The following is a 12,727-nucleotide window of genomic DNA, read 5'->3' as shown; positions in this document are numbered from 1 at the left end:
ATTCGGCCACACACGTGGACCGGGCGCCGCGCGGGGGAGTGATATGGACTCCGTCGGCCCGGCCGGGGCCGGCGCCACAGCATCGGGATCGCCGGACTCCGGCATCGGACAGGAAGGACCTCTCATGGCCGAGCGCACTCGTCGCCCGCTCATCGGCGTGACCGCTGGGACGTCCCGCCTGATGTCCGGCGCCTGGGAGGGCCACGAGGCGGTGGTGCTCACCGAGCACTACGTCGAGGCGATCCGCCGTGCCGGCGCGCGGCCCGTGATCCTCGCCCCGCAGGACGCGTGGACCGACGAGGAGCTCGCCGAGCTCGACGGCATCGTCCTCAGCGGCGGCGCCGACCTCGACCCCGCGCTGTACGGCGCCGAGGTCCGTGACACCGACATGACCCCCGCCCCGGAGCGCGACGCCTTCGAGACCGCGCTCTACCAGGCGGCCCGCCGCGTGGGCCTGCCGGTCCTGGGCATCTGCCGCGGTCTGCAGATCATCACGGTCGCCGAGGGCGGGGACCTCCACCAGCACCTTCCCGCGGACCTCCCGCAGCACCCCGTGACCGGGGAGCGCCCCACCCGCGTCGAGGTCGAGGTGGATGCGGCGAGCGACACGGCGCTCGCCGTCGGCACCCGCCCCGAGGTCACCGCGTTCCACCACCAGGGCGTGCGCACCGTGGGCGAGGGCCTGCGCGCCGTCGCCCACCACGCGAGCGGGCTCCCGCTCGCCCTCGAGGCGACCGCCGGATCCTCGGTGCTGGCCGTCCAGTGGCACCCCGAGCTCGACCGCGAGGGCGACGGGCTGTTCGAGGCGCTCGTCACCGCGATCGGCAGCGTGCCCGCATGCGCGGACGGGGCCCGTGCTGGTCTAGGATGAGGGACGTCCCCGCCGTACCCCCTGGAGGAATGATGAGCTCCGCCACCGACCCGCACACGCAGCAGCCCAGCGAGGAGGCCAGCACGCCCTCCACCCACAACCCCGTGGTGACGTGGGTGCTGTTCATCGTCGTGTTCGGCCTGTTCATCGCCGGCCTGTGGGTCATGAGCCTCTACACGATCGCGTGGTTCCTCTTCGTGATCGGGCTGCTCATGTGCATCCTCTCCCTGTTCCTCGCCTTCCAGGCGATACCCGCGCTGCTGCGCTGAGTCCGCAGCCGCGCCACCGCTGACCGCGCGCGGCGCCCGCCGCAGGGCCATGGCCCGCAGCTGGGCCCCGCACCGCGCCGACGGGCCCCGCTCTCCGCCGTCGGAGAGCGGGGCCCGTCCTCGTCCCGCCCGTCTTCGCCCCCTCGTCCCGCCCCGCACCGCACCGATCCGGAAACCTGGGTGACCGTGACCTCGTCCCGCTCCTCGCGCCAGACCCGCCCGCCCCGTGCGCCCGTCGCCGCCGACGCCCGCCGCGCGCGCTGGGCCGTCTCGCTGATCTTCTTCCTCAACGGGGCGTCGTTCTGCGCGATCCTCCCGCGCTACCCGCAGCTCGTGGAGTCCATCGGGCTGTCCAACGGGTCCTTCGGCCTGGCCGTGGGCCTGGGGCCGATCGGCGGGCTCGCCGCCGGTCTGCTGGCGGCCCCGCTCATGGCCCGCTTCGGCTCGGCGAGGGTGGCGGTCGCCTTCCAGGTCGTCGCGAGCACCGTCCACCTGCTCGTCTACACCTCGGCGACCTGGCTGTGGCTCGCGGCCGCGCTGTTCCTCGCGGCCGCGAGCGACTCGATCACCGACGTGTCGATGAACGCCCACGGCATGCGCGTCGAGCGCCGGTACCGGCGCTCGATCCTCAACAGCTATCACGGCTGGTGGTCGCTCGGCGCCGTCACCGGCGGCATCCTCGGATCCGTCTGCGCGCAGCTCGAGGTGCCGCTGTGGATCCAGGGCCTCGTGGGCCTCGTGCTCTTCGGGTCACTCGCCCTGGGCAGCAGGCGCTTCCTCCTCACCGGCCACGACTCCACCGAACGGCGGCCCGCGGCCCTCGAGGCGGGGCTCGCCGCCCCGTCGGCCGCTTCCGCCGCGGCCCCTGCGGCGGCGACGGAGGAGGCACTTGTCGGGGAGACGGCCGGCGCGACGTCGGGCGCAGCTGGGACGTCGGGCGATGACGCGACGGCGGGAACCGGCGCGACGACGGCCGGCGGGGTGACGCGCGCGAGCACCCTGCGCGGGCTGCTGCTGATCGCGGCGCTGGGACTCGTGCTCGTGTTCGCGGGAGCGACCGAGGACGCCGGCAACACCTGGGGCGCCCTGTTCATGCGCGACACCTTCGCGGCGACGCCGTTCCTCGCGGGCCTCGCCTTCGTCGCCCTGCAGGGCACGCAGACCGTCGGCCGCTTCCTCGGCGACGGCATCGTGGACCGCCTCGGCGACCGCCTCACCGCGCGGATCGGCGCGCTGCTCAGCGGCGCGGGCATGGCGATGGCGCTCATCTTCCCGCATCCGGCGACGGCGCTGATCGGCTTCGCGTGCGCCGGCTGGGGGATCGCGACCCTATTCCCGGCGGCCTTCCGCGCGGCCGACGAGATGGAGGGGGTCCCGCACGGACTCGGCATCACCGTCCTCGGCTGGTTCGCCCGCATCGGCTTCTTCGTGACGCCGCCGATCGTCGGCGCCCTCGCCGACGCGCTCACCCTGCGCTTCGCGCTGTGGCTCGTGCCGCTCTACGCGCTCGGGATCCTCGTGTTCTCCGGAGTGCTCTCCGCCCGCCCGGCCCCGACGACGGAGGCCGAGGCGCAGTCCTGAGACGTCCGCGGTGCGCGGTTCACTGCAGGAGCGAGAGGTCCCCCGCACCCTCGCGACGGATCTCGGCGACGTCACCGGTGAGGTCGATGACGCTCGTGGGCTCGGTGCCCACGTCCCCGGAGTCGATGATCACGTCGAGCTGATGGTCCAGCGCCTGCTGGACCTGCCAGCCCTGCGACGGCGGGGTCTCCTCGCCGGGCAGCAGCAGCGTCGAGGAGACGATCGGCTCGCCGAGGGCCTCCACGAGCGCCCGGTCCACGCGGCTGTCGGGGATGCGCACCCCCACGGTCTTCTTCTTGGGGTGGGCCATCCTGCGGGGCACCTCCTTGGTGGCCCGCAGGATGAACGTGTAGGGCCCCGGCGTCAGGTTCTTGACCAGGCGGAAGGTCGGGTTGGAGACCAGCACGAACTGCGAGAGCTGCGCGAAGTCCGAGCACACGAGCGTGAAGTCGTGATCGGAGCCGACCTGCCGGATGCGGCGGATGCGCTCGAGCCCCTCGTTCGCCTCGAGGGCGCAGCCCAGGGCGTAGCAGGAGTCGGTGGGGTAGGCGATCAGCCCGCCGTCGCGCAGCACGCGCACCGTCTGCTCGATCAGGCGCGGCTGCGGGTCCACGGGATGGATGTCGAGATATCGGGCCATGCCCGATGCTACGTCCGGCGGGGGCCGACGGGGGAGTGCCCTCTCGCGCGCCACGCTCAGGCGACGACCACGAACTCCCGACCCAGCCACTTGGTGCGGCGCAGGCGGACCACCGCGCTGATCGGCACGGGGCCGCGGATGTGCGGATAGGAGCGGCCGGTGCCGCGGGAGTCCTCCTCCACGTCCACGGCGATGCCCGCGGCCTCCACGCGCTGCACGTCGATCTCGAGGATCACCAGGTCCGTCGGCCGATCCGGGTAGACGCGCTTGGCGACCATCGAGATCTGCTCGGGCCAGGAGGCGTGGATGAAGCCGACCTCGGCGAGGCTGCGGCCGCGGGTGGAGCACGTGTAGCGCCCGGTGGGCACCGCCGCGTCCCAGGAGGAGCGTTCGGTGATGTGCCAGATCAGGGGCGCGGGCATGACCGGCAGTGTACCGTGATGCCCCATGGGAGCACGGGGACGGATCGTCGAGGGACTGCGCATCGCGCACGCGGCGGACCGGGAGAGATTCGAGGCGCTGCTGGACGACCGCCTGGTGGGTGTCCTCCAGTACGGTCCGGGCAGCGCCGAGGGTGTGCGGGACCTGCGCTCGACCGTCGTCTCCCCGGAGCACGGGGGCCAGGGCATCGGCACCGCCCTCGTGCGGGAGGCTCTCGCCGAGACCGCCGAGGAGGGCCTGGACGTCGAGGCGACCTGCTGGTTCGCCCGCGGTTACCTCGAGCGGCATCCCGAAGGGACCCGGTCGACGCAGCGTCCCACCGATGAGGCCGGCCGCGAGCCGGGGGAGGGCGACGCGTGACCTTCAGGATCATCACCGTGTGCACCGGCAACATCTGCCGCTCGCCGATGGCCGAGTACATGCTGCGCGGCGCCTTCGAGGACGAGGGTCTGGCCGACCAGGTCGAGGTCTCCTCCGCGGGCACCACGAGCTGGGAGACCGGCGAACCCATCGATCCTCGGGCCGGGGCGAAGCTGCGCGAGCTCGGATTCGACCCCTCCGGCCACCGGGCGCGCCAGGTCACCCCGGAGGAGCTGCGGGACGTGGACCTGGTGCTGGCCCTGGACCACGATCACGTCGGGCCGCTCGAGCGGATCGGCGGGCGCGGCGTCTCCGATCGCCTGCACATGCTGCGCGAGTTCGATCCCGAGGCCCCGGATGACCTGGGCATCCGCGACCCCTGGTACGGCGACAGCAGCGACTTCGAGGACACCGCGCGCAAGATCGAGGCCGCCTCCCGGGGCATCGTCGAGCACGTGCGCGGGCACCTCCCGGGCCGCGGCTGAGCTCCCGTCGCCCCGCGCCGCACAGCGTCCGCCCGGGCCGGACATCGCCCGCCCCGCGCCGGGCGCCCGCGTGAGATCCTGGCATCCCGCGATGCAGGAGGACCTCCGATGACCATGCCCGCGGCGGATCCCCTCCGCCTCGACACCCTCGCCCTCGCCCGCGCGCTGCGCGACGGAGAGGTCGACGTCCGCGAGCACACCGAGAGGGTCCTCGCACAGGCACGCTCCGTCGGCCCCCGTGTCGGCGCCTTCGCGCATCTGCTCGAGGATCGCAGCCGCACCCAGGCCGAGGCGGCCGCCCAGGAGCTCGCCTCCGCGCGCAGCGACTCCGAGCGCGATGCGCTCGCGCGCACGCGCCCCCTGCTCGGTGTGCCGCTGCCCATCAAGGACCTCACCCGGATCCAGGGCGAGCCCTTCGAGGCGGGCAGCGCGGTCCTGGCCGGCACGCGTGCGGACGTCACCGACGGCGTCGCCCAGGACATCCTCGACGCGGGCACCGTGACCATCGGGAAGACGACCACCCCCGAGTTCGGCCTGCCCTGCTACACCGAGCCGGCCACCACGGAGCCCGCCCGCACGCCCTGGGACACGCGCCGCACCGCCGGCGGCTCGAGCGGGGGAGCGGCCGCGGCCGTCGCGAGCGGCATCGTGCCGATCGCCCAGGGGTCCGACGGCGGCGGCTCCATACGCATCCCCGCCGCGTGCTGCGGCATCGTCGGCATCAAGCCCTCGCGAGGGCTGGTCTCCCCGGGGCCGCACGGCGCCGAGGGGCCGGGCCTGGTGACCGACGGGATCCTCGCCCGCACCGTGCGCGACGCGGCCCTCGGGGTCGACCTGATCGCCCATGTGCGCCCCGGCGACGCCTGGGGCCGACGTGCCCCTCGCAATGGCTGTCTCGCACCGCTCGAGCAGGCCTCCGGCGGGCTGCCCGGCACCGACGGCAGCGCGAGCGGCCTGCGCATCGGCGTGCTCACCGAGCCCCTCGCGATCGCGACCGACGTGCACCCGGCCGCGCTGCGCGCCGTCGAGCGCACGAGCTCCCTGCTGCGCGCGCTCGGTCACGAGGTCACGACGGTGCCCGCGCCCTTCGACACCACGCGCTGGCGCACGTTCATGCCCCTGTGGACCGTCGGCGCCGCCGCCATGGACCTCCCGCCCGAGGCCGAGACCCTGCTCCTGCCGCTCACCCGCTGGCTGCGCGAGCGCGGGCGCGAGTACGACGGCCGCGCCGTCACCGGCGCCCTCGCGGGGATGCAGATGCTGGCCCGCGAGGTGGGGGAGGCCTTCGACGGCCTCGACGTCGTGATCACCCCGTCCCTCGCCGCGCCCCCCGCATTCCCGGGCGACCTCCAGCTGGAGGATCCCGAGGCGGATTTCGACGCCCAGTGCGCCTTCACCCCCTGGACGAGCACCTGGAACATGACCGGTCGCGCGGCGATGTCGGTGCCCCTGCACAGGGAGGAGATCGACGGGGTCGAGCTCCCCTTCGGCGTGCAGCTGGGCGCCGTGCGCGGCGGCGACGAGGAGCTGCTGCTCGCGCTCTCAGCCCAGCTGGAGCAGGCCGATCCCTGGCCGCTCGTGCGCGAGGTCGATTTCCCGTGAGCGGCGGGCAGGGGCCGATCGGGGCGTCGGGGGCGCCGGGCCCGACGGGGCCGACGGCCGTGCGAGCGGACGTGTGGCTGTGGAGCGCGCGCCTGTTCCCGACGCGCTCGGCCGCCACGTCGGCCTGCCGCGGCGGGCACGTGCGCCGCGACGGCGACCTCGTGAAGGCCTCGCAGCGGATCTCCGTGGGGGACGAGCTGCGGGTGCGCCGTCCCGGACGCGAGCGGATCGTCGTGGTCACCCGCCTGCTCGAGAAGCGCGTCGGCGCACCCGTCGCCCGCGAGGCCTACGAGGACCATTCGCCGGAGCCCGCGCCGCAGCTGCTCGCAGCGCCGCCCCGCCGCGACCGCGGTGCCGGCCGGCCCACCAAGAAGGACCGACGGGAGATGGACCGCCTGCGCGGTCGCGGGATGAATCCCCTCGACGCCTTCGGCGACTCCTCGGACGACCTCAGGCCCGGGAGAGCAGCTCGCGACGATTGACCGTGAGACGGTCCAGCAGCTCCCTCTCGTTCGCCGTGGCCTTCGGGCTCGCCCCGTCGGCCAGCAGTCGCTGACGGGTGGAGGCCAGCTCCGCGGACTCCCGGATGAAGCGCTTCATGACGGGCAGGGCGCCCATCGTGCGCGCCCAGGAGCGGCCCTCCCTCCGTCCCTTCCAGGTGCCCAGCATGGTGACCTCCTCGTGCGTGAGCCAGCCGAGGTTCGCGTACTCGCCCAGACGCACGCGCGTCAGGCGCGACTCGTCCCAGACCAGCACGACGATCAGACCGAGCCACAGGGCCGAGAGCGCGAATTCGAGCAGCAGCATGATGATCAGGCCCTCGGGCCCGGGGAAGAGGAACGAGGACAGGTTCCACATGCAGTGCAGGAACATGCCCGGCCACGTCGCCACGAAGAAGACGAGGGCGCCCGGCAGGGTGCCCCACTTGCGTGCGACGAGGCCCATGATCACGCCGGTCAGAGAGGTGTAGATGGCGTGGCCGAAGATGCCGATGATCCCGCGGATCACCACCGAGACCGCGACGCCCGAGGCCGCGCCATGGTCCCAGGCGGTCCCGTAGTACGTGATGTTCTCGGTGAACGCGAATCCGCCGCCGATGAGGGCCCCGTAGACGAGGCCGTCGAGCGGGCCGTTGAAGTAGCGCCGTCCCACCAGGAACAGCACCACCAGGCCGAGGCCCTTCGCGCTCTCCTCGGTGAAGGGCGCGCTGATCACGGCCCCCACGAACGAAGCGGCGCCCTCGTCGCCGGTCACCTGGTAGGCGAGGATCGAGACGACCGAGTTGACCACGTACGCTGTGCCCGCGGCGGCTGCTGCGCCCCACAGCACGGCGCTGATCAGCAGGGGGATCGGCTGCGGATCCCAGCGGTCCGCGAGCACGATCACCCCGATGATGACGACGAGGGAGAACGAGGCCAGGACGGCCTCGAGCACCCAGGCGCCGGGGCTCGATCCCTCCAGCACGTACAGCAGGAACAGCACGGTGAGGAGCACGAGCAGCCCGAGACCCAGGAGCACCGCGAGGATCCAGCCCAGCACGATCGGCAACGGCATGCCCGCCTTCGGCTGCTGCTGGACCTCCTGGATGCGGCGGGTCTGCGACGCCCACGCCGAATCCGGCTGCGCCTGCTGCGGGCGCTGCACCGGTGCGGGAGCGAAGCGCGCACGGGTCAGCGGTCCGGCGGGACGGCTCGAGGTGTCGTACAGGCGCGGCAGCTCGTAATGGACGTACTGGCCGCCCGGCTGTCGCCGGCCCTGGCTCTGGCTCTGGCCCTGGCCCTGCGGGTCCGGTCCGCCCTGCGGAGCGGAGCCATGGCCCGTGAACGGCTGCTGCCCGGGCGCCTGCTGTCGACCGGGCGCCTGCTGCTGCTCCCGGGGCGGAGGCTGGAGCGGGCGCCGCTGCGGAGGCTGCTGCGGGGGCTGAGGTGCGGACGGCGGATGCGTCATGGGGTCCTCGTGGGGAACGGGAACGGGAACGGCGGGCGGGAGCCGAGGAGGCGCCGGAGTGCCGATGCTACCGGGAGGGTGATCCCGCGTCCGGGGAGGGCCGACGAATGTGGACGACGGCCTCGGTCCCGTCGCTCTCCGCGAGTATCGTGATGCAGGCCACGGGAAGGCCGGGGTTGAGCGGAATAGACTCAACTTCCCTGACGTTGCAACGTGTGACGGGTCGCGACGGACCGTGCCCCGCCGTGCGCCTCGTCGAGGGTGCGCGTGCGGTCACGGCCCGCGCAGCGGCCCGGAATCGACCATCCACGAACCGGAGGCAGCGACTGTGGAGTTCCACTTCACCACCCGTTCCCAGGAAGCCGTGGCCCAGGCCGCCGAACGGGCGGCGGAGCTCGGCAACCCCCAGGTCCTCGCGATCCACCTGCTGTGGGCGCTCGCCCAGCAGAAGGACGGCATCGCGCGCGCCCTGCTCGAGAAGGTCGGGGCGGACCCCGACCGCATCGTCGAGCGCTCGACCCGGGCGATCGACGCCCTGCCGCGCGTGAGCGGCAGCGACACCCATCCGACCTTCGTCGGCAGCGGCTACGACGCCCTCGAGGCGGCGCGCCGCGAGGCCGACGAGGCCGACCGCACCCATCTGTCCACCGAGCACCTCCTGATCGGCATCGCGCTCGGCAAGGACGACGCCGCACGGCTGCTCGCCGATTTCGGCGCGACGCCCCGCACGCTGCGCGATGCCCTTCCTGCACTGATCGGAGAGAACCCTATGGATACGGAGAACCCTGAATCGACCTTCGAGAGCCTGGAGAAGTTCGGCCTCGACCTCACCGAGCAGGCCCGCGAGGGCAAGCTCGACCCCGTGATCGGCCGCGACGCCGAGATCCGCCGCGTGGTGCAGGTGCTCAGCCGCCGCACCAAGAACAACCCCGTGCTGATCGGCGAGCCCGGTGTCGGCAAGACCGCCGTCGTCGAGGGCCTCGCCCAGCGCATCGTCGCGGGCGACGTCCCGGCGTCCCTGCGGGACAAGACCCTGATCTCCCTCGACCTGTCCTCGATGGTGGCCGGCTCGAAGTACCGCGGCGAGTTCGAGGAGCGGATGAAGGCCGTCCTCGACGAGATCCGCACGTCCAACGGCCAGATCATCACGTTCATCGACGAGCTGCACACGGTCGTCGGCGCCGGCGGCGGCGGTGACGGCTCGATGGACGCGGGCAACATGCTCAAGCCCATGCTCGCCCGCGGCGAGCTGCGCATGGTGGGCGCGACCACGCTGGACGAGTACCGCGAGAACATCGAGAAGGACCCGGCCCTCGAGCGCCGCTTCCAGCAGGTCTTCGTCGGCGAGCCCAGCGTCGAGGACACCATCACGATCCTGCGCGGGCTCAAGGACAAGTACGAGGCCCATCACAAGGTCTCGATCACCGATGCCGCGCTGGTCGCCGCCGCCACGCTCTCGGACCGGTACATCTCGGGCCGGCAGCTGCCGGACAAGGCGATCGATCTGGTCGACGAGGCCGCGTCGCGCCAGCGCATGGAGCTCGACTCCTCGCCGGTGGAGCTCGACATCCTGCGCCGCCAGGTGGACCGTCTGAAGATGGAGGAGCTGGCCCTGCAGGGCAGCGACGATCCCGGCAGCCAGGCGCAGCTCGAATCGGTGCGCGGCCAGCTGGCCGACCGCACGGAGAAGATGGACGAGCTCTCGGTGCGCTGGGAGCGCGAGAAGGCCGGGCTGAACAAGGTCGGCGACCTCAAGGCGCAGCTCGAGCAGCTGCGCATGCAGGCCGATCGCGCCCAGCGCGAGGGCGACCTCACCGCCGCCTCGAAGATCCTGTACGGCGACATCCCCGCGCTCAAGAGCCAGCTCGTGGACGCCGAGGAGGTCGAGGCCTCGAGCGAGGCCGAGGAGTCCCGCCCGCTGGTCTCCGATCGCGTGGGTCCCGACGACATCGCCGAGGTGGTCTCCAACTGGACCGGCATCCCCGCCGGGCGCATGCTGCAGTCCGAGACGCAGAAGCTCCTGGACATGGAGGACATCATCGGTGAGCGCCTCATCGGGCAGCGCCAGGCCGTCACCGAGGTCTCCGACGCCGTGCGGCGTGCCCGTGCGGGCATCGCCGACCCGAACCGTCCCACCGGATCGTTCCTGTTCCTGGGGCCGACGGGCGTGGGCAAGACCGAGCTGGCGAAGTCGCTCGCGCAGTTCCTGTTCGACGACGAGCGTGCGATGACCCGCATCGACATGTCGGAGTACGGGGAGAAGCACAGCGTCTCTCGCCTGGTCGGCGCCCCTCCGGGATACGTCGGCTACGAGGAGGGCGGCCAGCTCACGGAGGCGGTCCGCCGCCGCCCGTACACGGTCGTGCTGCTGGACGAGATCGAGAAGGCCCACCCGGACGTCTTCGACATCCTGCTGCAGGTCCTCGACGACGGCCGCCTGACCGACGGCCAGGGCCGCACGGTGGACTTCCGCAACACGATCCTGATCCTCACGTCGAACCTGGGGGCGCACTTCCTGCAGGACCAGGCGCTCAGCGAGAAGGAGCGTCGCGACAACGTCATGAACGTGGTGCGGGCGAGCTTCAAGCCCGAGTTCCTGAACCGCCTGGACGATGTCATCATGTTCGACGCCCTCGACCGCGGGCAGCTCGCCCGGATCGTGCGCCTGCAGGTGGCCTCGGTCTCCGCGCGGCTCGCCGAGCGCCGGATCACCCTCGACGTCGACGACGCCGCGACCCAGTGGCTCGCCGACGAGGGCTTCGACCCGCTCTACGGGGCGCGCCCGCTCAAGAGGCTCGTGCAGAAGGAGATCGGCGACGCCCTGGCGCGCATGATCCTGCGCGGCACGGTGCACGACGGGGACCACGTCTCCGCGGGCGTCGCGACCGACGGGTCGGGTCTCGAGCTGCACGTGGTCGGCTCCGCCGAGGACGGCGACCTGCGGGAGTCGGACGCCGATGCCCGCGAGGCGGAGGACGCGATCCTCGAGGACACCTCCGCCCCGCAGGACACCGCGGCCCCGGTCGACCTCTCGGACGTCGACCTCGGCAGCGAGGACGACGGGGCGCAGCGCTGAGGTCCCGCCCTCCGCGCGGTGAGACCCCGGCCCGCAGGGCCCCATCCGCCATCGCGGCGGATGGGGCCCTGCGGCATCCGGCGTCGTTCCTCACTCGTCCCAGGGCATGGGGGCGACCCTCCGGCGCATCTCCAGCAGCGGCTCGGTGTCGGTGAGGTTGGTCCTGCGGCGCTCGAAGTCCTCCACGAATCCGTCGACCTCCCGCTGGTGCGCGCGCATCTCGTCGCCGTCGATGCCCGTGCCCCGGAAGATCGGGGAATCGAGGATGTCGGCCTCCGCCTTCAGCTGCGTCGAGATCATCGGTCCGAAGGACGTGATCGGCGTGGTGGTCGCGGTGTGCGCGGCGATCCCCAGCTCGCGGTAGGCCCCGGTCTCCATGGCGCGCGCGGCGCCGGGGAGATCCCCGTCGCCCAGGGCGCCGCCCACCTCGTCCTTGGTCTGCAGGGCGCCGCCGAGCAGCTGATCGGTGCCCGACAGCATCGAGCCGACGGCGGACTTCTCGCCGAACAGCGCCTCGTCGGGCGCGTGGGAGAGCCGCATGGCGGCGAACAGCGGAGCCGTCTCCTCGCCGAGGCCGTGCTCGGTCGCGAACGACTCCATCCGCCCGCGCATGGACTCGACGTGCTCCCGGGCATCCAGCGCGGCCTGGGCCTCACCGGCATAGGGCACGCGCGCGAGCAGCGAGTGCCGCAGCTCGGATCCCTGCTGCTCATGGCCCGGATCGAGGTCGGAGGACGGATCGTGGGGCCGCACCGGTGCGTCGAGCGCCGCCGCGCGCTCGCGCACCGCCTCCGCGAGACCGGGGTCGATCGGATGGGCGAAGGGCTTCCCCGGAGACAGCCAGCCGGGGACCGGACGCTGGGCGAGCGCGAAGAGCTTCTTCGCGAGCTCGGAGGAGGTCTCGTCCACCCAGCGGCTCATGCCCTCCGGATCCCTGTATCCCAGCGGGTGCGGCTCGACGAGATCGTGCACGCCGTCCTCGTCGAGCCCGGTCGCGTCCTCGAACAGGTCGAAGAGATCGTTGCGCGCCATCGCGCCGAGATCGAGGCCGTCGACCCCAGAGCCCGGACCGATCAGCGCCCCGCCCGAGTCGATCTGGGCGCCGTCCGCTCCTTCGGCGCCGCTCACCCGCTCCTGCTCATCGGCCTGGGAGCGCAGATCATCGGCGAGACCGTGCAGCGTCGCGCAGCGCGCGCGGAGCTGGCGTCCTGCGCCCGTGGCGGCGGCGCGGAAGGCCTCCGCGTCGGGCCCCTCCCACCGCAGGCCACCGGCGGCATCGAGCACGCCCGCCCGTGCCTCCAGGCCCGTGGCGGCGCTCTCGAACCGCCGGGCGAGCTGCTGCATCTGCACCGTGTCGCATCCCAGGAATCCACTCATGCCGCGGACGCTACGCAGATGAGGCTGCGCCCGCCGGGGGAGCGGCGCCGTTGTGGACAACTCGCGGTGGGGAGGACT

General features: G+C 72.9%; 12 protein-coding genes. 8 read left to right on the top strand and 4 right to left on the bottom strand.

The window, feature by feature from the left end:
• The first annotated feature begins 124 nt into the window (after positions 1–124).
• From I8D64_RS04440 to I8D64_RS04430, 3 genes are all read left to right on the top strand, one after another.
• Positions 125–871, top strand: coding sequence for a gamma-glutamyl-gamma-aminobutyrate hydrolase family protein (locus I8D64_RS04440; protein WP_200501314.1), 747 nt, complete (start codon positions 125–127; stop codon positions 869–871).
• A 32-nt stretch (positions 872–903) separates the two neighbouring features.
• Positions 904–1,140, top strand: coding sequence for a hypothetical protein (locus I8D64_RS04435; RefSeq protein ID WP_200501313.1), 237 nt, complete (start codon positions 904–906; stop codon positions 1,138–1,140).
• Positions 1,141–1,320: 180 nt separating this feature from the next.
• The gene (locus tag I8D64_RS04430) at positions 1,321–2,721 is read left to right on the top strand and encodes an MFS transporter (protein ID WP_343068427.1); all 1,401 of its coding nucleotides are present in this window, start codon (positions 1,321–1,323) and stop codon (positions 2,719–2,721) included.
• 19 nt (positions 2,722–2,740) lie between these two features.
• Here I8D64_RS04430 and I8D64_RS04425 read toward each other — a convergent pair whose 3' ends face one another.
• A complete protein-coding gene (locus I8D64_RS04425) occupies positions 2,741–3,361 on the bottom strand; it encodes an L-threonylcarbamoyladenylate synthase (RefSeq protein ID WP_200501312.1) in 621 nt (206 codons plus the stop codon).
• 56 nt (positions 3,362–3,417) lie between these two features.
• Positions 3,418–3,783 carry a DUF952 domain-containing protein gene (locus I8D64_RS04420; RefSeq protein ID WP_152353396.1) on the bottom strand — a complete coding sequence of 122 codons (366 nt, stop codon included), beginning with the start codon at positions 3,781–3,783 and terminating at the stop codon, positions 3,418–3,420.
• 25 nt (positions 3,784–3,808) lie between these two features.
• Here I8D64_RS04420 and I8D64_RS04415 point away from each other — a divergent pair, with 25 nt between their 5' ends.
• The 4 genes from I8D64_RS04415 to I8D64_RS04400 all read left to right on the top strand — a co-directional run bounded on the left by I8D64_RS04415 (position 3,809) and on the right by I8D64_RS04400 (position 6,731).
• Entirely contained in the window at positions 3,809–4,162 is a 354-nt protein-coding gene (locus I8D64_RS04415; protein WP_200501311.1) for a GNAT family N-acetyltransferase, read from the top strand.
• Entirely contained in the window at positions 4,159–4,647 is a 489-nt protein-coding gene (locus I8D64_RS04410) for a low molecular weight protein-tyrosine-phosphatase (RefSeq protein ID WP_200501310.1), read from the top strand. Before I8D64_RS04415 ends, I8D64_RS04410 begins: the two co-directional genes overlap by 4 nt.
• 108 nt (positions 4,648–4,755) lie before the next feature.
• Positions 4,756–6,249 carry an amidase gene (locus I8D64_RS04405; protein WP_246482741.1) on the top strand — a complete coding sequence of 498 codons (1,494 nt, stop codon included), beginning with the start codon at positions 4,756–4,758 and terminating at the stop codon, positions 6,247–6,249.
• 17 nt (positions 6,250–6,266) lie between these two features.
• Entirely contained in the window at positions 6,267–6,731 is a 465-nt protein-coding gene (locus I8D64_RS04400) for a S4 domain-containing protein (RefSeq protein WP_200501675.1), read from the top strand.
• Here the strand turns inward: I8D64_RS04400 and I8D64_RS04395 are convergent.
• Positions 6,700–8,196: a PrsW family intramembrane metalloprotease gene (locus I8D64_RS04395; protein WP_246482740.1), complete on the bottom strand. Its 1,497-nt coding sequence runs from the start codon at positions 8,194–8,196 to the stop codon at positions 6,700–6,702. The genes I8D64_RS04400 and I8D64_RS04395 overlap by 32 nt on opposite strands.
• Before the next feature lie 328 nt (positions 8,197–8,524).
• Here I8D64_RS04395 and clpB point away from each other — a divergent pair, with 328 nt between their 5' ends.
• Positions 8,525–11,272, top strand: coding sequence for an ATP-dependent chaperone ClpB (gene clpB, locus I8D64_RS04390; RefSeq protein WP_200501309.1), 2,748 nt, complete (start codon positions 8,525–8,527; stop codon positions 11,270–11,272).
• A gap of 90 nt (positions 11,273–11,362) precedes the next feature.
• On the opposite strand, the gene I8D64_RS04385 is transcribed toward clpB, so the two are convergent.
• Positions 11,363–12,649 (bottom strand): WXG100 family type VII secretion target, encoded by a 1,287-nt coding sequence (locus I8D64_RS04385; RefSeq protein ID WP_200501308.1) that lies wholly within the window; start codon positions 12,647–12,649, stop codon positions 11,363–11,365.
• Positions 12,650–12,727 lie beyond the last annotated feature (78 nt).

Origin of the sequence: Brachybacterium halotolerans (assembly GCF_016623465.1) — a bacterium.
GTDB lineage: Bacteria > Actinomycetota > Actinomycetes > Actinomycetales > Dermabacteraceae > Brachybacterium > Brachybacterium halotolerans.
The sequence above is the reverse complement of the archived record's forward strand: the minus strand, read 5'-3'. Positions and strand labels throughout refer to the sequence as shown.

Bases quoted from the DNA above. Each gene is read 5' to 3' on its own strand.
- I8D64_RS04440 (WP_200501314.1), top strand. From the start codon at position 125: ATGGCCGAGCGCACTCGTCGCCCGCTCATCGGCGTGACCGCTGGGACG.
- I8D64_RS04435 (WP_200501313.1), top strand. From the start codon at position 904: ATGAGCTCCGCCACCGACCCGCACACGCAGCAGCCCAGCGAGGAGGCC.
- I8D64_RS04425 (WP_200501312.1), bottom strand. From the start codon at position 3,361: ATGGCCCGATATCTCGACATCCATCCCGTGGACCCGCAGCCGCGCCTG.
- I8D64_RS04420 (WP_152353396.1), bottom strand. From the start codon at position 3,783: ATGCCCGCGCCCCTGATCTGGCACATCACCGAACGCTCCTCCTGGGAC.
- I8D64_RS04415 (WP_200501311.1), top strand. From the start codon at position 3,809: ATGGGAGCACGGGGACGGATCGTCGAGGGACTGCGCATCGCGCACGCG.
- I8D64_RS04405 (WP_246482741.1), top strand. From the start codon at position 4,756: ATGACCATGCCCGCGGCGGATCCCCTCCGCCTCGACACCCTCGCCCTC.
- I8D64_RS04395 (WP_246482740.1), bottom strand. From the start codon at position 8,196: ATGACGCATCCGCCGTCCGCACCTCAGCCCCCGCAGCAGCCTCCGCAG.
- I8D64_RS04385 (WP_200501308.1), bottom strand. From the start codon at position 12,649: ATGAGTGGATTCCTGGGATGCGACACGGTGCAGATGCAGCAGCTCGCC.